Genomic DNA, 26,990 nt, shown 5'->3' on the forward strand with positions numbered 1-26,990 from the left:
ATCGCACAGCCGAAGCCAGCACTCGGTCAGCGCGTGATGTGGACCGTCTGCATCTGCATGTACTCTTCGAGCCCCCAATGGCCGAACTCCACGCCGATGCCCGATTGCTTGGCGCCGCCGAAGGGTGCGGCGGGCGAAATCGAACTGTGGTCATTGACCCAGGCGGTACCGCATTCGAGGCGCCGCGCCAGCTCTTCGGCCCGCTTGAGGTCCGACGACCAGATCGAGCCGCCCAGGCCGTTCTCGCTGGCATTGGCGCGCGCGATCGCGTCGTCGACATCGCTGTAGCGGACGATCGGCAGGATCGGGCCGAACTGCTCTTCATCGACAATGCGCATGCCGTCGGTCACTTCCGTGACCACGGTGAGCGGGAAGAAATAACCCGCTTCCCCTGAAGGAGCGCCACCGCAAAGGAAGCGTCCGCCATTGGCCTTGGCATCTTCCGCAAGCTCGCGAACCAGATCGAACTGCGCCTTGTTCTGCAAGGGACCGAACTGGCTTGCCGGATCGGTCGCTGGACCGACCTTCGCCGCACGCGCCAGCCCGGCGATCTTTTCGGCGAGCGCATCGTGCAGGCTCTCATGGACATAAAGCCGCTTGAGCGCAGCGCAGGTCTGGCCGCTATTGCCGAAGGATTTGGCGAAGATCACCGGCGCAATGGCGTCGATATCTGCATCCGGCAGCACGATCGCCGCGTCATTGCCGCCCAGTTCGAGCGTCAGCCGCTTCAAGGTCGTTGCGGCATTGGCCATGATGTTGCGCCCGGTCGGCGTCGAGCCGGTGAACACGATCTTGTCGATGCCGGGATGGCCGGCGATGGCGCGGCCGATGCCTCCTTCGCCGGTCACCGAATTGAGCACGCCGCGCGGCAAATGCGCGTTGGCAAGCTCAACGAGCCGAAGCGTGCTCAGCGGCGTATAGGACGATGGCTTGATCACCACGCAATTGCCGGCCATCAGCGCCGGCATGATGTGCCAGACGGCGATCAGGACCGGATGGTTCCAAGGCGTGATCGAGCCGACCACGCCAAGCGGCTTGCGGTGCACTTCGATGCTGAGCTTCTCGTCGTTGCGGATGACTTCGACGGCAGGCCGGAGTTTTGCCGTTTCGCGCATCCAGTGGATCGCCGCGCCGATCTCGCCATGGGCACTGGCGCGAGGTTTGCCCTGCTCGGTCGAAAGCAATACGGCCAGGGCCTCCTTGTCGCCCTCGACCGCATTGGCGATCTCGTTGAGCAATCTTGCCCGTTCATCGAGCGACGTGTCCCGCCATTTGGGAAACGCCCGGCGGGCAGCGGCGACTGCCGCATCAAGATGTTCCGGCCTTGCGGCAGGGCACTGAGCGAACACTTCCGCCCGCGCCGGATCGACCACGCCGAACGTCTCTGCGGCTTCGACCTTTTCGCCATCGATGATCATCGCATGGGTCATTCTTATCTCCCTCGAATTTCTGCAGGCTGAGGCCCTGGCCGTCCAGCATTGCTGGAAAACCCGTCCAGCCAGCCTTCGCGCAGTTGAGGCACCGCGCGGATCAAGCTGCGCGTGTAGTCCGACTGCGGTGTCTCGAACACCGACCGCGTTTCGCCATGTTCAACGATCCTGCCCGCCTGCATCACCGCCGTCTTGTGCGAGAAGCGCAGCGCCAGCCCGAGATTGTGGGTGATGAACAGGATGCTGAGCCCCTCGTCCTCGATCAGCCGCGTCAGCAATTTGACGATGCTCTCCTCGACCAGCGGGTCGAGCGCGGATGTGATCTCATCGCAGATCAGAATGTCGGGTTTTGCCGCAAGCGAACGCGCGATGCAGACGCGCTGTTTCTGCCCGCCCGAAAGCGAGGCTGGATAGCGGTCGAGATAAGCTGCCGGTAGCTCGATGGACTCCATCAGTTCGCGCAGCCGCTGGTCGGCGGCTGCACCACGCAAGCCGTGAAAATAGGTCAGCGGGCGGCCGATGACATCGCGGATGGTCTGGCGCGGGTTGAGCGCAAGGTCAGGCAATTGGTGGATATATTGGATCAGTCGCCTTTGATCGAAGCTGCGGCCTTCGACAACAGGCGCCAGTATGCTGTCGCGCATCCGGATCTGGCCGGTACGCGCCGGCTGCAGCCCGGCAATGCTGCGCGCCAACGTGGTCTTGCCGCTGCCCGATTCGCCGACGAGCGCCAGCACCGAACCAGCGCCCAATTTGATCGACGCGTCCTTGACCGCCGCGACCCCGCCATAGCCGACATCGACATTGCTCACGTCAAGCAACGTCGCCTCGCCACCATTGGCGCTGGCATAGGTGCCGTCGCCCTGATTGGTGACCAGGCGCTGGGCGTATTCGGTCTGCGGGTTGTCCACCAGTTGCCGGGTCGGGCCCTGCTCGACCATCTTGCCATTGCGCATGACCACGATCCGGTCGGCCATCTGCGACACCACTGCGAGGTCGTGCGAGATGTAGAGGGCGCCGCAATTGTGCGTGCGCGCCACCTTCTTGATCAGCCGCAACACCTCGATCTGCGTCGTCACGTCGAGTGCGGTTGTCGGCTCGTCGAAAATGATCAGGTCGGGCTGGTTGATGAGCGCCATGGCGATCATCGCGCGCTGCAACTGACCACCTGAGACCTGGTGCGGATAGCGCCGTCCGAAATTCTCGGGGTCGGGCAGCTGAAGCTCCTCGAACAGCTCGACCGCCATGCGCCGCCGTTGGGCCGAGGTCAGCTTCTGCGACATCGCAGGTATCTCGGTGACCTGGTCTTCCAGACGGTAGAACGGATTGAACGCGGCGGCAGCACTTTGGGCGACATAGGAGGCCTTGGTGCGCCGGATGGTTTCGAGCTCGGTGATGCCCAGTTCCATGAGCGATTGGCCGCACAGCTTGATGGAGCCGGCGGTTGGCACGCAGCCTGCTTTGAAAAGCATGATCGAGCTCAAAGCGAGCGTGCTCTTGCCAGCCCCGGATTCCCCGATGATGCCCAGCACCTCGCCACGATCGACATGGATCGAGACGTCGTCGAGCAAAACGCTCGAGCGTGCCTCGACGCGCAGATTGTCGATGCTCAGTATCCGATTTCCGCTCATTTCAATTCCGGTTTGTCTGAATAGCGACCAACGAGCCAATCAACGATCCCGTTCACGCTCAAGCAGAAGAGCGCGATGCAGAAAGCCGGTATCAGCGGTGTCAGACGGCCGGTTGAAAGGGCCAGCGCATTCTCACGGACAAGCCCGCCGAGATCTGCCGCGGGTGGCTGGATGCCGATGCCCAGGAAACTGAGCGAACTGATGAAAAGTGCTGCCGAGGAAAGCCCAAGCCCGAACTGCGCCAGCAGCGAGGGGATCATGTTGGGCAGTATTTCCTTGAACAGGTACCAGTGCAGGCGTTCGCCGCGCAGGCGCCCGACTTCGACATATTCCATCGCCGCCAGGTCGCCGGCGATCGGGCGGGTGACACGGTAGTAGGTGCTCGACTGCAGCACCGCCATGGTCAGGATCAGCGTGGTCAGTGACACGCCGGCTATGGCCAGGATGATCAAGGCGAAGATGATTTGCGGGATCGACATCAGGATATCGACCGCGCGCCCGATGACGATATCGACCCAGCCCTTGCTGAGCCCCGCGAGAATGGCAAGCGTCACCCCCAGCATGCAGGCGAGCGTCGTCGCGATCAGCGTCGCAACGAATGTGTAGCGCGTGGCGTAGAGGATGCGGGACAGCATATCCCGGCCAAGGCCATCGGCTCCCAGCACGCCGCCCACGCCAGGCGCATCGAACGGGGTGTGAACCATCTCGTTCGGCGGAAAGGGCGCAAGGACCGGCGCGAAGATGGCGGCAGCCGCCATCATTGCGAGAACGGCCACGGAAACGCCCAGCGTCACTTTGCTCGACACGGTTCAGTTCCCCTTCCTGGGCAGTCGCTGGCGCGGATTGACGAGCATCGCCAAGAGGTCGGAGGCAAAGTTGAGCGAGATGAAGATGGTCGAAAACAGCACACCGCAGGCCAGCACCATCGGAATGTCGCGATAGGCGACCGCGTCCACCATCAGCTTGCCCATGCCCGGATAGTTGAACACCGCCTCGATCACGACCACGTCGACGATCAAATAGGCCATGGTGATCATGCAGATCGACACGATCGGCGAAAGCGCATTGGGAAGCGCGTGCTTGAGGATGATCTTGTTGCGCGGGATGCCCTTGGTCTCCGCCATCAGTATGTAGTCGGAGCTCATCACCCCAAGCACGGCGGCGCGGGTGAGCTTCATCACATGAGCCTGCGCTACAAGCACCAAGGTCAGGACAGGCAACGCCAGGGCCGAAATCCAGGTCGACAGGCTGGCGCTGGAGCGGACCATCGACAGTGGCGGGAACAGTCCGAGCTTCACGGCAAATATGAAGACCAAGAGGTAGCCGATCAAAAACGACGGCATCGACAGGAAGATCGCCGAGATCGAGCCGGTCGCGGTGTCGATCGCCTTGCCCCGGTTGATCGCCGAAAGCAGTCCCGCCGCAATGGCCAGGGGCAACACGATCGCCGCCGCCGTACAGGCCAGGATCAGCGAGTTGATCAGGCGCGGCACCAGCAGGTCGATGACCGGCTGGGCATTGGAGAGCGAACTGCCGAAGTCGCCCTGCAGCGCATTGGTCAGCCAGTGCAGGTATCTGACCGGCAAGGGTTGGTCGAGGCCCAGCGACTTGCGCAGGGCCAAGACCGTTTCAGGCGTCGCGTTCTGGCCGAGCAACGCATTGGCTGCGTCGCCCGGCAACATCGACGTTCCCACAAAAACCAGGAACGAGATGAAGAAGATCGACACGAGTCCAGACGCAACCCTGGCTACTACGAACGATTTCACCGGGGAATTGGCGAATAGAGTCATGCCGTCCAGTCCTTGGTATCAGGCGAACCAGACCTGCTCGATGGCGCGGTAACCGGCCATCTGCAGTGCCGAGGGCACAAAACCGTCGAGATCGCTGGTCGTGCCTTCAACCGTGCTCGAAAAGAACGGAATGATGGTTCCGCCGTCCTCGCGGCAGATCTTCTGCGCGGTGGCGTAGAAGGCCTTGCGCTTTTCAAGGTCCGGTTCGGCGCGTGCCGCGATGACGGCGGCGTCGAAGTCCTTGTTCACCCACTTGCACTCGTTGTTGCCAGAGGTGCTGAGGAAGGCGACCGAGAAGATCGCGTCGGCCGTCGGCCGGTCGGAACGAGCAGAGACATGGAACGGCGTCTGGCCAACGATGGTCTCCCAATAGCCGTCCGAAGGCTCGCGCTTGACCTCGATGGGAATGCCTGCCTTGGCAGCGTGCTCCTGGAAGATCACGGCCATGTCGACGGCACGTGACGAGATGGCTTCCGAGGTCTGCAGAACGATCGGGCCCTTGAAGCCTGTCTTGTCGAACAGTTCCTTGGCGCGTGCCGGATCGTATTCCGTCTGCGGCAGGTCGGCTGAGTAGACCGGATCGCTCGGTGCAACCGGCGTATCGTTGGCAATGCGGCCGACGCCCACCGAAACGCGCTCAAGCATGTCGGGACGGTTGACGGCAAGCTTGAGGGCCATGCGCATGTCGGGATTGTCGAACGGCGCCATGTCGGTGCGCATGTTGAAGCAGATGAAACCGCGACCTTCGGTGTTGTAGATCTTCAGGTTCGGCATCTGGCGCATCAGCGGCGCGGTACGCGCGTCGAGCAGCGTGGTGAGATGGATCTGGCCGCTCTGGAAGGCGCTGCCCAGCGCCGAGGCATCGTTGATCGCGAGGAACTCGACGCTGTCGACGAAGGCTGCGTCCGACTTGAAATAATTCTCGTTGCGCTCGGCTTCGAGAACTTCGCCGGGCGAGAACTTCTTCAACTTGTAAGGCCCGGTGCCCACGCCGTCGAACGTCGTCGTTCCCGCCGGAACGATGCCGAGCGAGAAAGCCGTCAGCATGGCGGGGAACATGTAGTTGGCTTCGGGCAGGTCTATGATGACGCGGTTCGGACCGTCCGCACGGATGTCGGCGACGCCCTTGATGATGCTGCGCATGTTGGAACGCGAATCTTCGTCGGCATGGCGCTTCAGCGAAAAGACCACGTCTTCGCTGGTGAAGGGCTTGCCATTGTGGAAGGTCGCACCCTCGACCAGGTCGAAAATCCAGGTCTTGCCGCCATTGGACGGCTCCCAGCTCTTGGCGAGGCCGGGGCGCAGTTCCATGTCCAGTCCGTGGACCTCGATCAGCGAGTTGTAGGTGATGCCGGACATGACCGCCGTGTAAGGCGAACCGAATGTGCGCGGATCTAGCGAATCCGCCGTCGAGGCACCGCCGCTGGCCACCACGAGGTGTCCGCCGCGCTTGGGCTCAGCCGCCCACGCGCCGCCGCCGGGCAATGCCGCCATCAGGCCGGAAGCCGCTGAAATCTTGAGCAGGCTTCGGCGCGAAATCGTAAACATCTTCCTCACTCCCTTTTTCACAAATTGACCCGCAACGCCCGCTCCTTTTGCGGCGTTCAGCAGGCATTCCCCTGTGCACCTGGCCCCTCTGCGCCGGGCGTAAACCAAAGCGGCAAGGCGCTAAGCCTCACCGCTCCTCCATGGTCATTCGCCAGACTCTCCCTTCGCCAGGTCGCCCAACTGGCGCGACTTGACGAACTGCAGACGTTCGTAAACCAGATTTCTCGCAGCATCGGCCCCGCGCGCCTCGACGCAGGCAATCAGCGCGCGCTGAAACGCCACGGCGCGACGGGCTACGTCAGGCGACGAGCCGCGGACATAAAGCGGCATCAAGACATGGCTAAGCGCCCTGAACTGCGCGACCAGAACCCGGTTGTGGGATGCCCCGACAACGCAGCCGTGGAAATTGATCGCCGCCCAGGTGAATTCCTCCGGATCGTCGATCAGGCGCTCGGCCTCGGCCAGCGCGTCATGCAGCGCCTTGATGTCGGCGCTGTCGGCGTTTGTTGCCGCAAGCCCGGCTGCCATCACTTCAATGGCGATCTGGGTGTCGAGCAGCTCTTCGGTGCTGATGCCGATCAACTTCAGCTGGATGGCGATGGTCTCGGCCAGGCGCTCCGAATTGCCCTCGGCGACAAAGATCCCGCCTTTGATGCCAACCTTGACCTCGATCACGCCCGACGCCTGGAGCGAGCGCAAGGCATCGCGCATGGTCATGCGGCTGACGCCGAACTGCAGCGCCAGCGACGCCTCCGAGCCAAGCCGATCGCCGGGAGCCAGCCTGCCCGCAAACAGAACCGTTCGCACCTGATCGATCACGTTCGCCGAAAGCGTGGACTGCTTGCCCGAGGACCATAGGCGCTCGGCCGGCCCGACCATCTGGGTCAGACCGCCACCGTCAGCATCAGGCGCTTTTTGCATGCCTATCCCTTTGATACGATATTTAGGACAAAAAAGAGTATTTCGAGTCGAATATCAAGCTAAAAATGACGATTGCACGACCATTTTTTTTAAACTATCATATGTTTTGAAAATGGCGGTGACGAGCTCCCGCCTTCAACAATTTCAATCAGTTGAGTGGGGCATGATCATAGAAGATCAGATAGATCGCTTGATGCGGATCGGATCCGAGAGGGTCAGGGCGAGCGATCGCGAGATCCTGCCCATTATCAACCCCGCCAGCGGTGAAACGGTCGGAGAAATCCCCGTCGCGACAGCGGCCGACCTGGACAATGCGCTCGATGCAGCCGGCACCGCCTATCGGTCCTGGCGCAAGGTTTCGGCCTTCGAACGATACGGTATTTTGCGCCGTGCAGCGGCTCTGCTGCGCGAGCGCGCAGCCAGCATTGCCCACTTCATGACACTGGAGCAGGGCAAGCCGGTCGGCGATTCCATGGCGGAGGTCATGGGCGCCGCCGACATCTTCGACTGGTATGCCGAAGAAGGCCGACGCGCCTATGGACGCATCATTCCCTCACGCACGTCAGGCATCCGCAGCCTTGTCTTCCGCGAGCCGATCGGCCCGGTTGCGCTGTTCACGCCGTGGAATTTTCCGATCACCATCCCGGCGCGCAAGATCGCCGCGGCACTGGCGGCGGGGTGCTCCTGCATCGCCAAGCCGGCTGAGGAAACCCCTTCCCCGACACTGGCGATCGCTCAGGCGCTTGCGGATGCCGGCCTGCCCGACGGCGTGCTCAACATCGTCTTTGGTGTGCCGGATCAGATCTCGACGCATCTGATCGCATCGCCCGTCATCAAGAAGATTTCCTTCACCGGCTCGACCCGCGTCGGAAAACATCTCGCTAAGCTCGCAGCCGACGGCGTCAAGCCAGCGACGCTCGAACTCGGCGGACACGCGCCGACGATCGTTTTTGCCGACGCCGATATCGAAAAGGCCGCCGAGATGACGGCGCGGTCGAAATACCGCAACGCAGGCCAGATCTGCATCACCCCCACCCGGTTTTATCTGCACGAGTCCATCCACGACAGGTTTGTCGCCAGGTTCCGCGAAGTCGCCGCATCGCTCAAGCTGGGCGATGGCCTCGACCCCACCACGCAGATGGGGCCGCTCGCCAACGCCCGCCGGCTCGGTGCCATGGAAGGCATGATTTCGGATGCGCAACGTTGCGGCGCTCGCATCGAGCTGGGCGGCGAACGTCATTGCGAACGCGGCTATTTCTGGCAACCGACAATCCTGACCGATGTGCCGAACGAAGCCCGCATCATGAACGAGGAGCCGTTCGGACCCGTCGCCGTGACACGCCGGTTCAAGGCTTTCGACGAGGTTGTCGCCCAGGCAAACCGCTTGCCGTTCGGCCTGTCCGCCTACGCTTTCACCAAAGACACAACGACGGCGACAAGGATCGGCGACGAGCTGGAATCCGGCATGGTTGGCGTCAATCACATGGTGCTGACGACACCCGAAACCCCGTTCGGCGGCGTCAAGGAGAGCGGCTACGGATCCGAAGGCGGGTCGGAAGGCCTCGATAGCTATCTCGTGACCAAATTCGTGACACAAGGCTGAAGCGTAGCGCAATGAACGAGAATTCCATTCCCAATTTCCGCGAAATCGGTGAAATCACCGGATCGACGGATTCCCGCGACGTGCTGGCGCACGCCACCAAACAGGCGGCAAAGAACTTCGACGACTACCTGATCGTCGACGTCGATGCCCATGTGTCGGAAGACCATTTCTGGTCCGAAATCATCGACCTGATCGACAATGACGTGCTGCGCCAGATCGGCCAGCATCAGGTCAAGGGCTTTGGCGGCTCGAACGCCCTGCTCAACATCTCACCCGGCCTGTCGCTGCAAAGCGTTGGCGGCCGCATCGGCCACCAGGGCCGCCGCGAGCCGGTGCAGGATGACAGCGTGCACCGCTTCATTTCGACCGCGCGGCGCTCGATGGACGCCATGGGCCTCGACTACCAGGTGGTGTTCCCCAGCGCCATGTTGCTGCTTGGCATGCACCCGCAAGACGAGATCGAGGTGGCGCTGGCCAAGGCATTCAACCGCTGGATGATCGAGCGCATCCTGCCGATCGACACACGGATGAAAGGCCTGCTCTATCTGCCCTTCAACACGCCCGAAGCCTGCGAGGAGCTGGTCGCCCAGTATGGCGATACCGAAGGCATCATCGGCTTCACCGTCTGCTCGACACGCAACAAGCCGGTGCATCACGACTGCTACATGCGGCTCTATTCAATGATCCAGGAACTGGGCAAGCCGCTGGCTTTCCACTCAGGCTACCATTGGGGCGATCCGTCCTTTGCGCAGCTCAACCGCTTCTTGTCGATGCATGCGCTGTCGTTCACCCACTACAACCAGATCCATGTGACCAACTGGATCATCAACGCCATGCCCGAGCGCTTCCCCAAGCTCAACATGCTGTGGGTCGAAAGCGGGTTGGCCTGGATCCCGTTCCTGATGCAGCGCCTCGACCACGAGGTGATGATGCGCCCCAGCGAAGCACCTGGCCTGAAGCGGCTGCCAAGCGAGTACATGCGCGAGATGTACTACACGAGCCAGCCGCTCGAACGTGGCAACATGAAGCTTCTCGAAGCGACCATGGAAGCCATGAACGCCGAGACCCAGCTGCTCTACTCGTCCGACTGGCCGCACTGGGACTGGGATTCGCCCGCCACCATCGATTCGATCCCGTTCCTCACCGAACAGGCCAAGCGCAACATCCTCGGGCTCAACGCCGCCCGGCTGTTCAAGCTGGACACGACACGCCGCAAGCCGCTCGCCGCAGACGTGCTCGCCAATCGCCCGAAAACCGCATCGTAGTGGCACAGAACATGACAACATCTGAAAATGACGCTGGTTTCAGCGCAGCTGCCGCAGCGATCGCGGCAGCGGCAGACGAAGCTCTGGCAACCCGAACCCTTGATAGCATCAGCGAAGCCGACATTGCCGTTGCACTTGCCGCACTGGGACGACTCTATTCGGCCAAGGTGGAGAAATCCGACAAGGTCTTCCCACCCGTCGCTCAAGACGCCCTGACCGCCACCGAGACTGCGGTCCTGGTCAGCGAATTGCTGCGAGCAGCCGACCTCAATGTCTTCGATCTGGCCATGTGGTTCAGGAGGGCATCGTGAGCGCGCCGGCTATGGTGGCGGGCGCGTCACGGCAGGTCGTTCTGGGTCGTCATGATGACCTCAAGACCCGGCAGCGCATGGTCGTCGAAGTGGATGGCGTCGGCATCGGCGTCTATTTCATCGGCGATGAAGTGCGGGCCTATCTCAACATTTGCCCGCATATGGGCGGACCAGTCTGTCAGGGCAAGATCATGCCCCGCACGCTGGAGCAGGTCGGCGAGAACGGCAAGAGCCTGGGCCTCGGCTTTTCCAAGGACCAGTTGCACATAGTCTGCCCCTGGCATGGCTTCGAGTTCGACATGCTCACCGGCCGTCATCCCATCGACAAGAATGTTGGGCTGACGCCTGTTCCGGTACAGGTAAGCAATGGCGAGGTTGTGCTGACCGTCGGGGGGCCTCGGCCATGACGGCAGTGCTGGAGACCGACGTCCTCATCGTCGGCGCGGGTCCGGTCGGGTTGACGCTCGGCATGATCCTGGCGCAGCGCGGCGTTGCCGTGACGCTGCTCGAGACGCGTCATCGCGGCGAGCCCCCGAACGTGAAATGCAATCACGTCTCGGCCAGGTCGATGGAGATCCTGAGAAGGCTGGGCGTCGCAAGCGCTGCCCGCAATGCTGGTCTGCCTGCAGATTATCCGAACGATGTCGCCTACCGCACCAGCATGGTCGGCAAGCCGATCACCCGCATCCCGATCCCCAGCCGGCGCGACCGCTACACGGCGACCGGCGGCCCCGATACGGACTGGCCGACGGCCGAACCGCCGCACCGGATCAATCAGCTCTTCCTGGAGCCGATCCTGTTTGAACATGCGGTAGCGATGCCGGGCCTGACCGTGCTCAACCGCACGGAATATCTCGCTCGCACCGAGACCGCCGATGGCGTTGAGATCAGCGCCCGCAATATCGACACCGGCGAGCAAACGACGATCCGCGCCCGCTATCTCGCTGGTTGCGACGGCGGCCGTTCGCAGGTGCGCCGCGACATCGGCTCCAAACTGGTCGGCGACGCGGTGGTTCAGCGGGTGCAGTCGACCTATATCCGCGCGCCTGAATTGATAGGACTGCTGAACGATCAGCCCGCCTGGGCGAGTTTTTCGCTCAACCCTCGCCGCAGCGGCAACGTCTATGCCATCGACGGCCGCGAAACCTGGCTGGTGCACAATTATCTGCGCGACGACGAGCCCGACTTCGACAGCGTCGACCGCGACTGGTCGATCCGCGAAATTCTGGGCGTCGGGCCTGAGTTCTCCTACGAAGTGATCTCGAATGAAGACTGGTTCGGACGGCGCCTCGTCGCCGACAGGTTCCATTCCAAGCGCGTGTTCATTTGCGGCGACGCCGCGCATCTGTGGGTACCTTATGCCGGCTACGGCATGAATGCCGGCATTGCCGATGCGGAGTGCCTGGGCTGGTTGCTCGCCGCCTGCGTCGCCGGATGGGGCAAGGCCGGCATGCTCGACGCCTATGCCGCCGAACGCCAGCCGATCACCGAACAGGTTTCGGTCTTTGCGATGAACCATGCACACGCCATGGCCAAGGAGCGCCGCATCGTTCCTACCGACATCGAAGACGACACGCCCGCCGGAGAAGCGGCGCGCGAGACACTCGGACGCAAGATCTACGATCTCAACGTCCAGCAATATTGCTGCGGCGGCCTCAACTTCGGCTATTACTACGACCGCTCGCCGATCATCGCCTATGACGGCGAGGCACAACCGGCCTATTCGATGGCCGATTTCACGCCATCGACAGTGCCCGGCTGCCGCACGCCCCATATCTGGCTGGCCGACAAGCGCTCGCTCTATGACGCAATGGGGCCCGGCTACACCTTGCTGCGGTTCGACCCGGCCCGCGATGCGTCGGCCTTGCTGGCGGCAGCAGCAATGCGCGGCATCCCGCTCCAGCTTCTCGACGTTGTGCCCGGCGAGCAAGGTTGCGGCCCCTACGCCGAGGCCTTCGTGCTGTCGCGGCCCGACCGGCATGTGGCCTGGCGCGGCGAAACCTGCCCTGCCGATCCCGACGCCCTGCTCGACACAATCACCGGTGCGGCCGCCTCACTGAACTGAGGGAGCCCTGATGCGACCTGTTTTGGAATTCTGGAGTTTCCGATGAAGATCATCGATTGTCATGCGCATATGGCGGTGCCACATCAGCTTCCCGCCTACAAGGCGAGCATCCTGTCGCATCGCGGCGCGCATGGCCGCAAGGCGCCGCCAGTCTCCAACGAAGCGCTGGAACAGGCGTTCAACCGCGTCGAGATGGCACCCATGGGCCACCTCGCCTGCCTCGACCAGGCCGGCGTCGACATACAGCTTTTGTCGCCACGCCCGTTCCAGCTGATGCATTCCGAAGAGCCCAAGAAGCTCGTTCATTGGTATGTCGAATACGCCAATGACATCATAGCGCAGGAATGCGCGCTCTACCCGGAGCGGTTCTATGGCGTCGCCGGCCTGCCCCAGACCGGCGACAGCCCGATCACCGAGGCGCTGGCCGAGCTCGAACGCTGCGTCAAGACACATGGCTTCCGTGGCTGCCTGATCAATCCCGACCCGTTCGAAAACAATGGCCGCATGGCCCCGCCGATGGGTGATCGCTACTGGTATCCGCTCTACGAAAAGCTGTGCGAGCTGGACGTCGTCGGGCATATCCATTCGGCAAGTTCGCGAGCACCTGAGCGCGAACCCTATTCGCTGCACTTCATCAATGAAGAAACCACTGCGGTCTATGGGCTGTGCAAGTCGACGGTGCTCGACGACTTCCCCGACCTCAAGATCCTGGTCAGCCATGGCGGCGGCGCGATCCCCTATCAGCTCGGCCGCTTCGATGCGACCACGGTGCCGCGCAACGGCATGTCGACTTCAGGGGTGCGTTTCCGCGACCGGCTGCAGAAGCTCTATTTCGACACCGTGCTCTATTCGCGCGACGCGATCGAACTGCTGGTCAAGGTGGTCGGTGCTTCGCAGTGCCTTTATGGCGCGGAAATGCCCGGCGTCGGCTCGTCCATCGATCCGGAAACCGGCGAGACCTTCGACACCATCATCCCACACATCAACGGTCTGTCGTTCATCTCAGATGATGAGCGCAAGGCAATCCTGGGCGGCAATGCCGCACGGCTTTTCAAGATCGAAGCCTGATCAACCCCAGGTCACCTGAAGCGCAGCCTTGGCAAAATATGGAGGCTACCTATGGCGAAAATAGTCGGTTTCATCTGCACGGCCCACGGGCCGCAACTGCACACCACGCCTGACAAGTGGCTGCTGCGTGTCCAGTCGGATCGGACGCGTCAGCACCCGTTTCGTGGCGGCGTTTATTCGTTCGACCAGCTCTGCGAGCTGCGCAAGCACGAGAACCTTGCCGAACGCAGCACCATGGCGGCAATGACCGCCAACTATGAAAAATGCCACGCTGCAAGCGAACGCCTGGCTGACGCCTACGACGCCATGAAGGCCGATGTCGCTGTCATCTTCGGCAACGACCAGCACGAGATCTACGGCGAAGATTTGAGCCCGCCCTACATGATCTATTATGGCGACAAGATCCGCCATCACCCGGCCACCGAAGAGGGCCGCCGCCTGATGCCGCCGGGCGTGGCCGAGGGTGAAGCCGGCCATGCGCCGGAAGAATACCGCGAATATGATACGGTGCCGGAACTCGCCAAGCACATCATCGGCAATCTGGTCGAAAACGAGTTCGACATCACCGTCTCGCCCAAGCTGCCGACCCACAATCCGCGCACGACCGGCATCAGCCATGCCTTCGGCCATATCTACCGCCAGGTGATGCGCGACAAGGTGATCCCCAACGTTCCAATCTACCAGAACACCTTCTTCCCGCCCAACCAGCCGACCGCGCGCCGCTCCTACAAGTTCGGCCAGGTCGTGGGCGATGCGATCCGCTCGTGGAAGAGCGATGCTCGCGTGGTCGTGTTCGGGTCGGGCGGCATGAGCCACTTCACCATCGACGAGGACTGGGACGCCCGCTTCATGAAGGCGATGCGCGAAAAGGATGCCGAGTTCCTCAAGAACATCCCGCTTTCCGAGCTCCAGTCCGGCACCTCGGAAATGAAGAGCTGGATCACCACCGCCGGCGTCATGGAAAACATGAACACCGAGTTCCACGAGGTCGCCTATGTGCCATGCTACCGTTCCGAGGCCGGAACCGGCACTGCCCAGGGCATGTACTGGTGGGACGTCAAGCCATGAGCGCGGACCTCATTCAGCGACTGCGCCAGCTTGATGCCTGCTCCGTCTCCGACGCGCTTGACGCGCTTGGGCTGACTGGTGCTGTCACCGGTATCGCCCGCCGCTCCGGCGGCGGTGTGGTGGCCGGCAGGGTCGTCACCGTCTTGCTCGCACAAGGTCCGGCACCTGCCGGTGCGCCCAAGGTGCATCTGGGCGCCCGCGCCATCGAGGCCGGCGATACGGATAGCGTGATCGTGGTTGCCCATCCCGGCATCGATGCCGGCGGCTGGGGCGGCGTGCTGACCCAGGCCGCGCGCTGCGCCGGCATTCAGGGTGTGATCGTCGATGGCCCCTTGCGTGACATGGATGAAGCCAACGGGCTCGACTTTCCGATCTTTGCGCGCGCAACCACAGTGCGCACCGCGCGCGGCCGTGTCCACGAAGTCGCAACCAATGTGACAGTCACCATCGACACGGTGGAGATCACGCCTGGCGACTACGTCATCTCAGACGGTTCGGGCGCGGTGTTCATTGCCGCCGACAAGGCGGAGAAGGTGATCCGGACCGCCGAGCGCATCGCGGCCAAAGAACGCCTGATGGTCGAGGCCCTGAAGTCCGGCAAGCCGGTCTCCCAGGTGCTCGGTGCCGATTACGAAGACATGCTCGAGGCAATGCAATGACCGACCAGGCCGTAGAACGCGCCGGAAAACACGACTGCGCCACCCTGTCGGATGCAATGGACCGACTTGGCATCGAAGGCGTCTGCCGAGGCATCAAGCCGCGCGACCACAAATTCAAGCTTGTCGGCCGCGCCTTCACCGTCCGCTACGTACCCGTCGACGTGCTGGCGCCAGGCAATGTGGGCGACTTCATCGACGACCTGCCCGCTGGAACGGTCGTTGTGCTCGACAATCGCGGCCGCGAGGACTGCACTGTCTGGGGCGATATCATGACCCAGCTGGCCAGCCACAAGGGGCTCGCCGGCACGGTCATCGATGGTGCCTGCCGCGACGTCGATCTCTGCCTCAAGCTCGGCTATCCGATCTACTCGCGCAGCTATTCGATGAAGACCGGCAAGGACCGCGTCCAGGTCGACGCCACCGGCATATCAGTCGAGATCGGCGGCGCGCTTGTCCGCCAGGGCGATATCCTGGTTGGCGACGCGGACGGCGTTGTCGTCATCCCAAGCGAACGTGCCGACCAGGTCCTCGACCTCGCCGACGAGATCGCCACCGCCGAAAACGCCATCCGGCAAGCCATCACCGAAGGCATGTCGCTGCGCGATGCCCGCACCAAATTCCGCTATCACTCGCTGCAGACGCGCCAATCATGAACAAGGTCATCCGCAACATCGAGCGCGCCGATAGCGCGACCATCGCCCGGCTGGCCAAGGCCGGCGTCGCCACCACCCATGAAGCACTGGGCCGAACCGGGCTGATGAGCTCACGGATGCGGCCGATCTATCCGGGCGCTGCCATCGCTGGAAGTGCGGTCACCGTTCTGGTGCCACCCGGCGACAACTGGATGATCCATGTGGCGATCGAGCTCATCAAGCCGGGCGACATCCTTGTAGTTGCCCCGTTTTCACCTTCCGACGCCGGCTATTTCGGCGATCTGCTGGCGACCTCGGTCATGGCGCGCGGCGGCATTGGCCTGGTCATCGACGCGGGCGTGCGCGACATCCGCGACCTCACCCAGATGCAGTTTCCGGTCTGGTCGACGGCAATCTGCGCGCAAGGCACGGTCAAGGAAACGCTGGGTTCGGTGAACGTGCCGATCTCCTGCGCCAGCGCGGTCGTCAATCCCGGCGATGTCGTGGTCGCCGATGATGACGGCGTGGCAATCATCCCCCGCGAGCTGGCTGAGAAGGTGGCGCATCTCTCCGAGCAGCGCATCGCCGAGGAAGAAGCCAAGCGCAGCGAACTCGCCAAGGGCGTCCTCAGCCTTGATCTCTTCAATTTGCGTGAGCGCCTGAAAGGCAAGGGCCTCGAATACTGACGCCCGCAGCAGCGTAGCACTCCAGTCAGCAATAGGTGAACTCATGAAAACTCAGGTCGGGATCATCGGCGCGGGGCCAGCCGGCCTGCTCGTGGCGCGGATTCTTCAGCTCAACGGCATCGACTCGGTCATCCTGGAACGGCGCACGCGGGAATATGTGCTGGGGCGCGTGCGCGCCGGCGTGCTTGAATCGGGCACCGTCGACACGCTCAGAACCTACGGCATGGGCGAACGCCTCAATCGCGAAGGCATTCCCATGCGCTCGATGCAGCTTTGCTGGGACAAGCAGAAGGCCGACATCTCGCTCGACGACGGCACCGGGCGGCACCTGACCACCTATGGTCAGCAAAAGATCGTCGAGGATCTGATCGTTCAGCGCGAGGCCGACGGCCTGCCGATCATTTTTGAAGCCGCCGTGTCGAGGCTCGACGATATCGAGCACGCCCCGCGTATCCATTACACCCACAATGGCGAAGACAAGGTGCTGGAGTGCCAGTTCATCGCCGGTTGCGACGGTTATCACGGCGTCAGCCGCAGGCACATTCCGGGCTCCGACGACCACGTTTTCCTGACCGAGTATCCATTTGCATGGCTGGGCATCCTTGCAGAAGCTGCACCTCTGGCCGCTCGTCGCGGCTTCGCCCATTCAACGCGCGGCCTGGCGGTGGCCTCCGCTCGCTCGGCCTCGATCGGCCGGCTTTACCTGCAGGTCGAGCCCGATGCCGATCCCAATGCTATGAGCGATCAGCAGATCTGGGACGAACTCGATCTGCGCCTTGAGGATGGGACCAACGCCCAGCTCAATCGCGGCGCGATCATCGAGCGCAGCGTTGCCCGTCTTCGCGGTTATGTCTGCGAAAAGATGCGCCACGGCCGGCTCGCCATCGCAGGCGACGCGGCCCATATCGTGCCACCGAGCGGCGGCAAGGGGCTGAACCTTGCAGTCGGCGACGCGCGCATCATGGCAGAAGCGATCCGGCGTTTGCTGACGGCCAATGACTCAAGCCTGCTCGATAGCTATTCCGAAATGTGCCTGCGTCGCATCTGGCCGACGGTTCATTGGGCCTGCTCGATGTGCGAGGCCCTGCACATCTTCCCCGGTCAGTCGAGCTTCCAGACCCGGATGCAGTACCAGACACTGAACCACTGGGGAAACACCGAGATCGGCCAGCAGCGGTTGCGCAAGGCCCAGCTCGGCCTGCCCTACGAGGTCTGACTTCCAACGTCCGGGACGGCAGCCAGCTGATCCCGGATCACTTTCCGAAGGCTCTAGAAACGAAAGGGCGGCGCTCCGATGGAACGCCGCCCTTTTTTCATTCACGCGGACCAGAGCCCGCCGTAGACGACCTCAGCCGCAGACCGCCACGATGGCGTTGGCTACATGGCCGACATTGTTGTCAGTCAGGCCCGCAACATTGACGCGCCCCGAACTGGTGATGTGGACATGGTGATCCACCCGCATCCGCTCGGCATCGGCGGGGGTGATGCCAAGCATGGCAAACATGCCGCGTTGCTCGCCAAGGAAGCGAAAATCGCGCGTCGTGCGTCCGGCAAGTGCCGCCACCAGCTTGGAGCGCATGCCGTTGATGCGTTCGCGCATTTCGGTAACCTCCGCCTCCCAGCTGTTGCGAAGAGCCGCATTGCCGAGGATGTGGGCAACGACGGAAGCGCCGTGATCTGGCGGCATCGAATAGTTGGTGCGAACGACCGGCAGCAGGTGGCCATGCGCGCGGACCGCGGTCGCTTCATCCTTGGCCACCAGCGTCAGTGCGCCGACGCGTTCGCGGTAGACCGCGAAATTCTTCGAATAGGAACTGGCGATCAGCATTTCCGGCAGGCGCTCGGCCAAAAGCCGGACCCCGGCTGCGTCCTCGTTCAGCCCGTCCCCGAAACCGAGATAAGCGAGGTCAATCAGCGGCATGGCGCCGGTCGAAGCAAGCAGCTCGGCGATCTCGGCCCATTGCGCCAGGCTGGGATCGGCGCCGCCCGGATTGTGGCAGCAGCCATGAAACAGCACCAGGTCGCCGGGCCGCGTGGCGCGCAGGGCTTCGATCATCTGCTCGAACTTCAAGGTGCCCGTAGCGACATCATAGTAGGGATAGCGAACCACTTCGAGGCCAGCGGCAGCCAGCAGCGAGGGATGGTTCGGCCAGGTCGGATCGGGCAGGTAAACCTTGCACCCAGGGTTCAGCCGATTGGCAAAATCGCCCGCGACGCGCAAGGCGCCGGTGCCGCCCGGCGTCTGGATCGCCTGCGACCGCGCGATCAAGCCGCTGTTGGCGCCGAAGATCAGCTCCCTAGTCAGCCGGTTATAGTCGTCGTTGCCGGCCGACGAGACATATGATTTCGACTTCTGGTTCTCCACCAGGAACGTCTCCGCCTGCTTGACGGTTGCCAGCACCGGTGCGTTGCCCTGTCCATCCTTATAGATGCCGATGCCGAGATCGACCTTGTCGGAACTCGGATCGTCGCGAAACTGCTGCATCATCCCAAGCAGCGGATCGGCTATCGGCGTGGAGAGATTGGAAAACATAACATCCTCGTCTGTCTCGTATTATGAGACTTTATCGCGTATTTTGAACATGTCAACGTCTGGCCTCGCCGCAACAATCGGCCGGCAAGCGACGCCTAGCATTTTTCACCGATCTACACGACAGGCGAATAATCAGGGCATTTGGCGGGTTGCACCTGGCGCGTTTTGTCGTTGACTAGCGAGACAGCGTAACGCATTATGAGACGACATTGTATTCCATGTGACTATTCGCAGGACTTTGGGATGCGCCTCGGGCCGCTAGCGGCCCAGCACAGACCTCTGCCTTGCGGTCAAAAGCTATCGGAGAAGAAAGCGTGAGCGGGAATTACGAACCTATGGAGCTGACCGGGGGACAGGCGCTGGTTACCCAGCTCCTCGAAGAAGGCGTGACCGACATCTTCGGCATTCCCGGAATTCAGCTCGACTGGGCGGTGGACGCCATCCGCAATCGGCCCGACCGCATCCGATATGTCATGCCGCGCCACGAACAGGCCACGTCCTACATGGCTGACGGCTATGCCCGCACTACGGGACGCGAAGGCGTGTTCATGGTCGTGCCGGGACCCGGCGTGCTCAACGCCCTTGCCGGCCTCGCCACCGCCTATGCCTGCAGCTCGCGCGTGCTGTGCATCTCCGGCCAGATCCCCTCGACGCTGATCGGCCAGAAGCACGGTATGCTGCACGAGATCCCCGATCAAAGCGGCATCCTCAAGTCGCTGACCAAATGGCATGGCATCGCGCACCGGCCCGAAGATGTCCCCGCGCTCGTCCACGAAGCCTTCGTGCAGCTGCGCTCGGGCCACCCGCGTCCGGTCGCCATCGAATTGCCGCCGGATGTGCTGCAGGCCAAGGGCGTGACATCGATCCTGCCGCGCGCCGAATTCAGCCGGGCCGAGCCGCAACAGGACGCCGTGAAGACGGCGGCGGCCATCCTGGCGCAGGCGAAATTCCCGGTCATCCAGGTTGGTGGCGGCGCTGCCGCTTCCGGTGCCGGCAAGGCCATCCAGGCGCTCGCCGAGCGGCTGCAGGCACCCGTGGTCATGACCGACGGCGCGCGCGGCATCCTTGACGACAACCACCCGCTGGCGCTGACGTCGCTTGGCGGCCGGGCCGTTTTCCCCCATGCCGATGTGATCGTGGCTGTCGGCACCCGCTTCATAGACGGCATCGCCAAGCCCACCCATGCCAGCGACAAGACCAAATATATCTACGTCAATGTCGACGCTTCCGCTGCCAGCGCACCCCGCGCGCCAGGTTGCCTGGTGCTATCGGATGCGACTGCCGGTGCCGAAGCGCTTCTCGCCGCCCTGCCGGCAGATGATCGCAAGTCGTCCACGGACAGGGTCGCCAAAGTCAAAGCCTGGTCCTCATCGCAGACCGACGCGATCCAGCCGCAGACCGACTATGTCAGGGCCATCCGCTCCAGCATGGCCGACAACGACATCCTGGTCAGCGAACTGACCCAGGTCGGCTATTTCTCCAACATCGCCTTCCCGGTCCACGCCGCCAACTCCTACGTCACCCCTGGTTATCAGGGCACGCTGGGCTACGGCTTCAACACGGCACTCGGTGCCGCGCACGGCAATCCGGACCGGCGCGTGGTTTCGCTCAATGGCGACGGCGGCTTCGGCTGGGGCATGCAGGAGCTGGCGACGCTGGCCCGCGACGGCTGCAACATGTCGGTCGTGGTGTTCGTCGACGGCCATTACGGCAATGTTCGCCGCATCCAGCAGCGCACCTTCGGCGACACCTTCGCGGTCCAGCTTGCCAACCCGGATTTTGCGCATCTGGCGAGCGCCTTTGGCCTGCCCTTTGAAAAGGTGGACTCGCCTAAGGGACTTCACGACGCGCTTGCGCGGGCCAAAGACAGCAAGGGCCCTGCCCTGATTGCCGTCTCGGTCAGCGAGATGCCGAGCCCCTGGGCGCTGATCCATCCTTTCGTGCCCTCGCCGGTCACACCGCCGGCAAACCCGCTCGGCGAACCGCTCGCCTAGGCCACTCCGCGGACGCGCGGCTACGCCTTCAACTCAAACGGCTTTGGGGATGGCCGCAACAATGAACGACGGTCACAAAGAAAATGCCGGCGGAACGATCGAGATGATCGTCCGTCGGATGTCTTACGAAACGCCTTCCGTGCTTTCCTACGATCTGCGGCCCGCCGATGGCGGGCCCCTGCCGTCATTCGAACCCGGCGCCCATATCGATGTCCATCTGCCCGATGGGCTGGTGCGCCAATATTCCCTGATCGGTCCCGCAGAGGGGGCCGACTACCGCATTGCGGTCGCACTTGACCGTGCAACACGCGGCGGGTCGCGATGGCTTCATGCAAGCGCCAGGCCCGGCGACCGCATCAAGATTTCCCGGCCACGGACGACCTTTCAACTGGCGGAGACGGCTGGCCCCTCGGTCCTGATCGCCGGCGGCATCGGCATCACGCCACTGCTGGCCATGGCCCGACAATTGCAGGCGACCGGGGCTGAATGGCATCTGCACTATGCCGTCCGCTCGCGCCCCGAATGTGCCCTTCTCGATGAGCTGACAGCACTTGGCGGGAACATCCATCTGCACATCGACAGCGAGAATGATCGCCTGCTCGACATCGCGGGGATCGTCAGCCAGGCCAGCCCTGCTACCGAGCTTTATTGTTGTGGACCGCAGCCGATGCTGGATGCGTTTTTGGCCGCAAGCCAAACCCGCGATCCATCGACCGTGCACTACGAGTCTTTCACCCCGACGGTTCCGGCGGCGGACGATGGCGGCTTCACCGTCATATTGAACAAATCGGGCGCCTCGGTCCGAGTCGGTGCGGACCAGACCATTCTTGACGCGCTTGAACAGGCCGGGGTTCACGCGCCCTCGTCCTGCCGCAATGGAGTCTGCGGTACCTGTGAGACCCGCGTTCTGGAGGGGGTGCCGGACCATCGCGACAAAGTGCTGAGCGACAGCGAACGCGCTGCCGGGAACACAATGATGATCTGCTGCTCACGCGCCAAGACGGCGCTGCTGCGGCTCGACCGCTAGGGAGGAATTCATGACCAAGGACGGATCAGCCTACGCACTGCCCAAGCCGACATATTTTGCCGAATTGACCGAAGTGGAACGCGGAACGCCGATGGGCGAACTGCTGCGCCGCTATTGGCACCCGGTCGGCCTGTCGGAAGACGCCACAGCCACGCCCCGAAAAATCATGGCGCTGGGCGAAGAGCTCATCTTGTTTCGCGACGGCAAGGGCCGCCCCGGCCTGGTCCACCCGCGCTGCGCGCATCGCGGCGCCTCGCTCTATTACGGCCGCGTTGAGGAGACAGGCATTCGCTGCTGCTACCATGGCTGGCTGTTTGACATCGAAGGCAATTGCCTCGAACAGCCCTGCGAACCGGAAATGGGCGAAAAGACCCGCGGCCATGTCCGCCAGCCGCATTATCCCCTTGAGGAGAAGTACGGCCTGATCTTCGCCTATATGGGCCCGCTCGACCGCAAGCCCGTGCTGCCGAGCTACGACGTGCTTGAAGGTCTTGCTGATGGCGAGTTCCTGGAAACCGATGACAGTAGCATCGGCAGCGGCGGTCCTGTCATCGTCGATTGCAACTGGCTCCAGCACTACGAAAACGTGCTCGACCCGTTCCATGTGCCGATCCTGCACGGCTCCTTCAGCGGCGATCAGTTCAATTCCAAGATGAGCCTGATGCCGCGCGTGACGTTCCACTACACGCCGCGCGGCGTCTCGAGCCTGCAATTGCGCGATTTGGAAGCCGGCGAACATCAGCGCATCACCGAGGCGGTGGTACCCACCGTGCGCGCTGTCGCAAGTCCGGTCGCGACTGTCGACGGACCTTGCACGCTGCTCGGCTGGGTGCTGCCGATGGACAACACTTCGTTCCGCATCTACTCGGTCGGCCGCGTCACCGAAGCCGGCACGCTGGCAAAAATCCGCTCGAAATATGCCGGCAAGCTCTGGCACGAACTCTCCGAGCAGGAACATCAGAAACTGCCGGGAGACTACGAGGCGCAGGTCGGCCAGGGGCCGATCACCTTCCACTCGCAAGAAAACCTGACCTCGACCGACCAAGGCATCGGCATGCTACGGCGCGTGCTCCGCAAACAGGTCGATGCGGTGGCAGCAGGCAAGGATCCGATGGGCGTGGTCTTCGATCCGGCCAAGGCGCTGGTCCAGCTCGACGCTGGTTCGCGCACCGTCCCCAAAGCATGACTGAATTGCCGGCTCGCGGACTTACCTGCGGGCCGGCAAGGCACTTGTGATCAGCTTGATTGCTGCGGCATCAGCGGCGGGGTGACGCCATCGGCGTAACGCTTCTGGATCTCGCTCGCCACCGACCTGACCGTCGCAAGCAGCTGGACGTCTGGCTCGGGCACAAGCAGCGACGACGACAGGATCACCCCCAGCGAGGCACAGATCTGGCCGTCGGCCTCGAAGATAGGGGCGGCGATGCCGCCGAGCCCGTTGCCGCGCGTGTCGGTTTCGAAATCGACGCCGTAGGCCGACAAATTCTCGACGACCCGAGGCGGCACCGGCTTCTTGTTTTCAAAGTAATAAAACAGCCGAGCGGCTGGCGATCCGGGCAGGCTGAGCACCATGCCGGGCTGCACCATAATTCCGGGCTCGAACGGATTTGGCACGGCGTGCACGACCATCGCACCGCCCTTGATCGGCGTGGTCAGCAAGGCTGTATGCCCGGTCTGTGCGCATAATTCGCTGAGATAAGGTCGGGCGATCTCGACGACGTTGCTGCGGTAGACGGCCGCGCGGCCAAACTTGAACAGCTTGCGGCCGAAGACATAACCCTCGCCTTCCCTGGCGTGGTCGACAAGACCAAGGCGCGTCAGCGTCTGCAGATGCCTGGAAACCCTGGCCTTGGTCATATCGAGCGAACGCGCAAGCTCGGTCACGCGCACGGGCCCCGGAGCATCGGCAAGCGCATCGAGTATCTCGACCGCAACCTCGACGCTTTTCACCGTTGACGACGATCTCTGATCATCGTCATTGTCTGGGTCTGACCGTCTCATGACTGTTCTTCCGCTACACGTGCCTTGTTATATGTCACGCATAGCAAGAAGTAATCACGAAATTCGAGACAACCGGCTGGAAAATCCCCTCACATCGGCTCCCGGCGTGACCTGGCCAGGCGCGCCTGCTCAGAGCCCCGCGGTAAAGCCGACAACACCCTTGAAGCCGTAGCCGCCCTCAAAGCTGGTCGAGGCCAGCGCTTCGCCGTGCAGGGCATATTTGCCGCCGGACCATTTGTAGGTGCCGCCGATGCCGAGTTCGCCGCCGAAGCGCTGGGACTCGAAGGCGACGTTGACGCCTGATACGGCGACAGAAGTGCCGTCGAGGAACTCGTAGGTCAGGTTAGCGATGCCGTAGACGTGGTTGCCGCTGGCATCGGCATCGTAGTTGACGGCAGCGCCGAGACGACCCTTGAGGCTGTCACCTTGGCGCAGGGCAACATTGGCGCCGAACGGATCGGTGAAGGCATCGAAATCGACCGAGGCATAGGCCAGCTGCGCCTGCGGCGTCAGCGACCATGTGGCGTCGAGCGCAATCTTGCGTCCGGCTTCGAGGCTGAGCGCATAACCGCTGCCGTGGATGCCGTCGCCGATTGTGCCGATGCCAACAGCACTCATGTCGGAGCGCAAGGTCGCCACCTGCGCCTGACCGTCGACATAAAAGCCAGTCTGGCCATACCAGGTCAAATTGGCGCCGATGCCATGGCTATCGGTGGTGTTCGAGCCGTCGCCAAGGCTTGAGAAGATATCTGCTGAGGCACGCGAATACTGCGCCGTCAGCCCGCCGATCAGCATGCCAGCGGCACCTTCGTAAAGCTGGCCGTCGAAACCAGCCTGCACCAAAGCCGTGTCGCTGTCATAGGCGGCATTGGCGCTGGATGCGTCGGCCTCGATATGGCCGTGCGCTGCTTCGATGCGTGTCCAGATGGCGGCCTCGCGTGATGTCGGGGTGCCATTCACGGCATTGCGCACGCGGTCGCCGACCCGCTGCTCCAGGGTCGGCAGGGCGACCATGCCAATCAGCACCTGCGGATAATTTTGGTAGACCGGAACGGTTGGGGCGAGGCCCGCTGCGCGCAGATACCAGTCGCCATCGGCCGGGTCGGAGATGCCGTTGTGGAACAGATTGTAGCGGTAGGCGCCGCCGATCGCCGGGCCGTTGAGCATGAAGGCGTTCGCAGCCGAAGTGCCGTCGACCTGAACGATCCTGATGCCGTCGCCGGTGGTTTCGGCGCCGGCGCCGCCGACATTGATGACCCGGACCTTGGTTGCACCGGTGCCCAGGATGGTATCGCCGGTGATGACGAGAAGATCGGTTTGTGAGCTGTCGGCGCCGAGCTCGGCCTCGATCTCCAGTGTGCCGCCATTGCTGGTGTAGTCGCCGGCGACGGTAAGGGTTCCGATCGAATTGCCCGGGGCGATGACGCTGCCAAGGTGATTGGTGGTGTTCCCGACAGTGCCGATGCCCTGTAGTCGCCCACCGAGCACGTCCATGGTGCCGCCGAGCGTGCCGTTGACGGTCAAGGTGCCGGCATTCACGGTTGTCGAGCCGGTGAAGGCCGAACTGTTGCCGGTGAGGGTCTGCTGGCCACCGGCAAGGATAAAGCTGCCACTGCCGGCAAACACGCCGGAGAACGTGTCATTGGCGTGGGTCAGTGTCAGCGCCCGGCTGCCAAAATCGACCACGCCAGAGCCGGACAGCCTTGCGACCGACGCCCCGGACGTTGTCGCGGAGATATCGAACACCCCATCGGCGAAGACACCGCCGGAGCTTGCGAGGCTGGCATTTCCGGAAAGAGCAAGCGTGCCCGACTGGATGACCGTCGCCCCAGTATAGGCGATGTCGCCCGTCAGGTCGACAATCCCGCCACCGGCTACGGTCAAGCCGCCGCTCCCGGCGATGTTGCCGGAGAGCGTGGCGGTGTTGCCCTTGGTGTCAATCGTACCGCCGCCGGCCGCTAGTGCAATGCTACGCGCCGATGTGAACGACGAGCCGAATCGAAGCGTGCCTCCGTCGAAACCCAGCCCGCCCGATGCCGCCCCGAGATTTCTGTCCGCGGTCACCTCGACCGTTCCGCCATTCACGAAAGTGCCGCCGGAATAGGAGCTGTTGAAACCGGAGAGGTAGGTCGTGCCGGCACCCTTGATGATCAGGCCACCGGTTCCCGTTACGGCGTTGTTGAGCACGAAGGAGTTGCCGGTGCCTACGGCATTGAGCGTCAGCATGTAGCTGTTGAGGAACAGGACGGCTAACGGCGTATGGCGCAGCTGGGTGATGCTGCCGGTGTCGCTTTCGATCCGCCATTCCTGGTTGCCACCGAGGGCGATCCGCTCCGACAATGTGATCTGCTGGTTAACCTGGCTGTCGACGCCAAGTCCACCCACGCCATGGATTGTGAGGGTCGATGACTGTGAGGCGGGAGACATCGGCACGAATCCGCTGCCGGTATAGGGAGCCAGAAATACCAACTGACCAGCATTTCTGGCTCCACCCCAGATGACTGACTGGCCGGTGCCTGCTTTATCGTAGATCGCCCGGTCTCCGGCACCGGGTACCCCGAGAGTATCGAAGCCACTGCTAGGCACCTGACCCCACGTGGCGTTAGCTACTGCAGTGTAGTGATAATCCTTGGCCACCGCAGGCCCAGACGACAACAGCGCCGAGATCGCGAGCGTCGAAACACTCGCGGAGATGATCCGCGCCGTGGAAATTTTCCTGAAGGCAGGCATGCAAAATACTCCCTTCCGGGAGCGCATA

At 62.8% G+C, this 26,990-nt stretch carries 23 protein-coding genes; 14 read left to right on the forward strand and 9 right to left on the reverse strand.

What is annotated here, in order from left to right:
* Positions 1-26: 26 nt before the first annotated feature.
* The 6 genes from AC1DLV_RS13120 to AC1DLV_RS13145 all read right to left on the reverse strand — a co-directional run bounded on the left by AC1DLV_RS13120 (position 27) and on the right by AC1DLV_RS13145 (position 7,320).
* Positions 27-1,430: an aldehyde dehydrogenase family protein gene (locus tag AC1DLV_RS13120; protein ID WP_476799988.1), complete on the reverse strand. Its 1,404-nt coding sequence runs from the start codon at positions 1,428-1,430 to the stop codon at positions 27-29.
* 2 nt (positions 1,431-1,432) lie between these two features.
* A complete protein-coding gene (locus AC1DLV_RS13125; RefSeq protein ID WP_476799989.1) occupies positions 1,433-3,061 on the reverse strand; it encodes an ABC transporter ATP-binding protein in 1,629 nt (542 codons plus the stop codon).
* On the reverse strand, positions 3,058-3,867 hold the full coding sequence (locus tag AC1DLV_RS13130; protein ID WP_476799990.1) for an ABC transporter permease: 810 nt from the start codon (positions 3,865-3,867) through the stop codon (positions 3,058-3,060). The genes AC1DLV_RS13125 and AC1DLV_RS13130 overlap by 4 nt, the downstream gene beginning before the upstream one ends.
* A 3-nt stretch (positions 3,868-3,870) precedes the next feature.
* Positions 3,871-4,851, reverse strand: a complete 981-nt coding sequence (locus tag AC1DLV_RS13135) for an ABC transporter permease (protein WP_476799991.1) — start codon at positions 4,849-4,851, stop codon at positions 3,871-3,873.
* 18 nt (positions 4,852-4,869) lie between these two features.
* Positions 4,870-6,399 carry an ABC transporter substrate-binding protein gene (locus tag AC1DLV_RS13140; protein WP_476799992.1) on the reverse strand — a complete coding sequence of 510 codons (1,530 nt, stop codon included), beginning with the start codon at positions 6,397-6,399 and terminating at the stop codon, positions 4,870-4,872.
* A 144-nt stretch (positions 6,400-6,543) separates the two neighbouring features.
* Complete coding sequence (locus tag AC1DLV_RS13145) at positions 6,544-7,320, reverse strand: FadR/GntR family transcriptional regulator (RefSeq protein ID WP_476799993.1); 777 nt, start codon at positions 7,318-7,320, stop codon at positions 6,544-6,546.
* A gap of 193 nt (positions 7,321-7,513) precedes the next feature.
* Here AC1DLV_RS13145 and AC1DLV_RS13150 point away from each other — a divergent pair, with 193 nt between their 5' ends.
* Genes AC1DLV_RS13150 through AC1DLV_RS13200 form a run of 11 tightly spaced genes read left to right on the forward strand, consistent with a single transcriptional unit; the run spans position 7,514 to position 17,893 of the window.
* Complete coding sequence (locus AC1DLV_RS13150) at positions 7,514-8,923, forward strand: NAD-dependent succinate-semialdehyde dehydrogenase (RefSeq protein ID WP_476836171.1); 1,410 nt, start codon at positions 7,514-7,516, stop codon at positions 8,921-8,923.
* An 11-nt stretch (positions 8,924-8,934) separates the two neighbouring features.
* A complete protein-coding gene (locus AC1DLV_RS13155; RefSeq protein WP_476799995.1) occupies positions 8,935-10,188 on the forward strand; it encodes an amidohydrolase family protein in 1,254 nt (417 codons plus the stop codon).
* An 11-nt stretch (positions 10,189-10,199) separates the two neighbouring features.
* Positions 10,200-10,499, forward strand: a complete 300-nt coding sequence (locus tag AC1DLV_RS13160; protein ID WP_476799996.1) for a hypothetical protein — start codon at positions 10,200-10,202, stop codon at positions 10,497-10,499.
* Positions 10,496-10,906: a Rieske (2Fe-2S) protein gene (locus tag AC1DLV_RS13165; protein ID WP_476799997.1), complete on the forward strand. Its 411-nt coding sequence runs from the start codon at positions 10,496-10,498 to the stop codon at positions 10,904-10,906. The genes AC1DLV_RS13160 and AC1DLV_RS13165 overlap by 4 nt, the downstream gene beginning before the upstream one ends.
* Positions 10,903-12,564 carry an FAD-dependent oxidoreductase gene (locus AC1DLV_RS13170; protein WP_476799998.1) on the forward strand — a complete coding sequence of 554 codons (1,662 nt, stop codon included), beginning with the start codon at positions 10,903-10,905 and terminating at the stop codon, positions 12,562-12,564. Before AC1DLV_RS13165 ends, AC1DLV_RS13170 begins: the two co-directional genes overlap by 4 nt.
* A 42-nt stretch (positions 12,565-12,606) precedes the next feature.
* Complete coding sequence (locus tag AC1DLV_RS13175; protein ID WP_476799999.1) at positions 12,607-13,632, forward strand: amidohydrolase family protein; 1,026 nt, start codon at positions 12,607-12,609, stop codon at positions 13,630-13,632.
* Positions 13,633-13,683: 51 nt separating this feature from the next.
* Positions 13,684-14,700 carry a DODA-type extradiol aromatic ring-opening family dioxygenase gene (locus AC1DLV_RS13180; RefSeq protein ID WP_476800000.1) on the forward strand — a complete coding sequence of 339 codons (1,017 nt, stop codon included), beginning with the start codon at positions 13,684-13,686 and terminating at the stop codon, positions 14,698-14,700.
* Positions 14,697-15,359, forward strand: a complete 663-nt coding sequence (locus AC1DLV_RS13185; protein WP_476800001.1) for an RraA family protein — start codon at positions 14,697-14,699, stop codon at positions 15,357-15,359. Before AC1DLV_RS13180 ends, AC1DLV_RS13185 begins: the two co-directional genes overlap by 4 nt.
* Positions 15,356-16,012 carry an RraA family protein gene (locus AC1DLV_RS13190; RefSeq protein ID WP_476800002.1) on the forward strand — a complete coding sequence of 219 codons (657 nt, stop codon included), beginning with the start codon at positions 15,356-15,358 and terminating at the stop codon, positions 16,010-16,012. Before AC1DLV_RS13185 ends, AC1DLV_RS13190 begins: the two co-directional genes overlap by 4 nt.
* Positions 16,009-16,677 carry a 4-carboxy-4-hydroxy-2-oxoadipate aldolase/oxaloacetate decarboxylase gene (locus AC1DLV_RS13195; protein WP_476800003.1) on the forward strand — a complete coding sequence of 223 codons (669 nt, stop codon included), beginning with the start codon at positions 16,009-16,011 and terminating at the stop codon, positions 16,675-16,677. Before AC1DLV_RS13190 ends, AC1DLV_RS13195 begins: the two co-directional genes overlap by 4 nt.
* Before the next feature lie 43 nt (positions 16,678-16,720).
* On the forward strand, positions 16,721-17,893 hold the full coding sequence (locus tag AC1DLV_RS13200; RefSeq protein WP_476800004.1) for a 4-hydroxybenzoate 3-monooxygenase: 1,173 nt from the start codon (positions 16,721-16,723) through the stop codon (positions 17,891-17,893).
* Positions 17,894-18,025: 132 nt separating this feature from the next.
* Here the strand turns inward: AC1DLV_RS13200 and AC1DLV_RS13205 are convergent, their stop codons facing one another.
* Positions 18,026-19,210: an amino acid aminotransferase gene (locus AC1DLV_RS13205; protein WP_476800005.1), complete on the reverse strand. Its 1,185-nt coding sequence runs from the start codon at positions 19,208-19,210 to the stop codon at positions 18,026-18,028.
* A 314-nt stretch (positions 19,211-19,524) separates the two neighbouring features.
* On the opposite strand from AC1DLV_RS13205, the gene AC1DLV_RS13210 reads away from it, so the two are divergent.
* The 3 genes from AC1DLV_RS13210 to AC1DLV_RS13220 all read left to right on the forward strand — a co-directional run bounded on the left by AC1DLV_RS13210 (position 19,525) and on the right by AC1DLV_RS13220 (position 23,417).
* Positions 19,525-21,204: a thiamine pyrophosphate-binding protein gene (locus tag AC1DLV_RS13210; RefSeq protein WP_476800006.1), complete on the forward strand. Its 1,680-nt coding sequence runs from the start codon at positions 19,525-19,527 to the stop codon at positions 21,202-21,204.
* Between the two features lie 61 nt (positions 21,205-21,265).
* Positions 21,266-22,231 carry a PDR/VanB family oxidoreductase gene (locus AC1DLV_RS13215; protein WP_476800007.1) on the forward strand — a complete coding sequence of 322 codons (966 nt, stop codon included), beginning with the start codon at positions 21,266-21,268 and terminating at the stop codon, positions 22,229-22,231.
* Positions 22,232-22,241: 10 nt separating this feature from the next.
* Complete coding sequence (locus AC1DLV_RS13220) at positions 22,242-23,417, forward strand: Rieske 2Fe-2S domain-containing protein (protein ID WP_476800008.1); 1,176 nt, start codon at positions 22,242-22,244, stop codon at positions 23,415-23,417.
* Between the two features lie 50 nt (positions 23,418-23,467).
* Here the strand turns inward: AC1DLV_RS13220 and AC1DLV_RS13225 are convergent, their stop codons facing one another.
* Complete coding sequence (locus tag AC1DLV_RS13225) at positions 23,468-24,232, reverse strand: IclR family transcriptional regulator (protein ID WP_476800009.1); 765 nt, start codon at positions 24,230-24,232, stop codon at positions 23,468-23,470.
* Between the two features lie 129 nt (positions 24,233-24,361).
* Positions 24,362-26,962, reverse strand: coding sequence for an autotransporter family protein (locus tag AC1DLV_RS13230; protein WP_476800010.1), 2,601 nt, complete (start codon positions 26,960-26,962; stop codon positions 24,362-24,364).
* Between the last annotated feature and the right edge of the window lie 28 nt (positions 26,963-26,990).

This window comes from Aminobacter sp. 01T433 (assembly GCF_056398585.1).

What these genes read in the sequence shown, in the direction of transcription:
- AC1DLV_RS13150 (WP_476836171.1), top strand. Translation starts at nt 7,514, where the DNA reads ATGCGGATCGGATCCGAGAGGGTCAGGGCGAGCGATCGCGAGATCCTG.
- AC1DLV_RS13155 (WP_476799995.1), top strand. Translation starts at nt 8,935, where the DNA reads ATGAACGAGAATTCCATTCCCAATTTCCGCGAAATCGGTGAAATCACC.
- AC1DLV_RS13135 (WP_476799991.1), bottom strand. Translation starts at nt 4,851, where the DNA reads ATGACTCTATTCGCCAATTCCCCGGTGAAATCGTTCGTAGTAGCCAGG.
- AC1DLV_RS13180 (WP_476800000.1), top strand. Translation starts at nt 13,684, where the DNA reads ATGGCGAAAATAGTCGGTTTCATCTGCACGGCCCACGGGCCGCAACTG.
- AC1DLV_RS13220 (WP_476800008.1), top strand. Translation starts at nt 22,242, where the DNA reads ATGACCAAGGACGGATCAGCCTACGCACTGCCCAAGCCGACATATTTT.
- AC1DLV_RS13160 (WP_476799996.1), top strand. Translation starts at nt 10,200, where the DNA reads ATGACAACATCTGAAAATGACGCTGGTTTCAGCGCAGCTGCCGCAGCG.
- AC1DLV_RS13205 (WP_476800005.1), bottom strand. Translation starts at nt 19,210, where the DNA reads ATGTTTTCCAATCTCTCCACGCCGATAGCCGATCCGCTGCTTGGGATG.
- AC1DLV_RS13185 (WP_476800001.1), top strand. Translation starts at nt 14,697, where the DNA reads ATGAGCGCGGACCTCATTCAGCGACTGCGCCAGCTTGATGCCTGCTCC.
- AC1DLV_RS13140 (WP_476799992.1), bottom strand. Translation starts at nt 6,399, where the DNA reads ATGTTTACGATTTCGCGCCGAAGCCTGCTCAAGATTTCAGCGGCTTCC.
- AC1DLV_RS13175 (WP_476799999.1), top strand. Translation starts at nt 12,607, where the DNA reads ATGAAGATCATCGATTGTCATGCGCATATGGCGGTGCCACATCAGCTT.
- AC1DLV_RS13215 (WP_476800007.1), top strand. Translation starts at nt 21,266, where the DNA reads ATGAACGACGGTCACAAAGAAAATGCCGGCGGAACGATCGAGATGATC.
- AC1DLV_RS13190 (WP_476800002.1), top strand. Translation starts at nt 15,356, where the DNA reads ATGACCGACCAGGCCGTAGAACGCGCCGGAAAACACGACTGCGCCACC.
- AC1DLV_RS13200 (WP_476800004.1), top strand. Translation starts at nt 16,721, where the DNA reads ATGAAAACTCAGGTCGGGATCATCGGCGCGGGGCCAGCCGGCCTGCTC.
- AC1DLV_RS13120 (WP_476799988.1), bottom strand. Translation starts at nt 1,430, where the DNA reads ATGACCCATGCGATGATCATCGATGGCGAAAAGGTCGAAGCCGCAGAG.
- AC1DLV_RS13225 (WP_476800009.1), bottom strand. Translation starts at nt 24,232, where the DNA reads ATGAGACGGTCAGACCCAGACAATGACGATGATCAGAGATCGTCGTCA.
- AC1DLV_RS13230 (WP_476800010.1), bottom strand. Translation starts at nt 26,962, where the DNA reads ATGCCTGCCTTCAGGAAAATTTCCACGGCGCGGATCATCTCCGCGAGT.
- AC1DLV_RS13170 (WP_476799998.1), top strand. Translation starts at nt 10,903, where the DNA reads ATGACGGCAGTGCTGGAGACCGACGTCCTCATCGTCGGCGCGGGTCCG.
- AC1DLV_RS13195 (WP_476800003.1), top strand. Translation starts at nt 16,009, where the DNA reads ATGAACAAGGTCATCCGCAACATCGAGCGCGCCGATAGCGCGACCATC.
- AC1DLV_RS13125 (WP_476799989.1), bottom strand. Translation starts at nt 3,061, where the DNA reads ATGAGCGGAAATCGGATACTGAGCATCGACAATCTGCGCGTCGAGGCA.
- AC1DLV_RS13145 (WP_476799993.1), bottom strand. Translation starts at nt 7,320, where the DNA reads ATGCAAAAAGCGCCTGATGCTGACGGTGGCGGTCTGACCCAGATGGTC.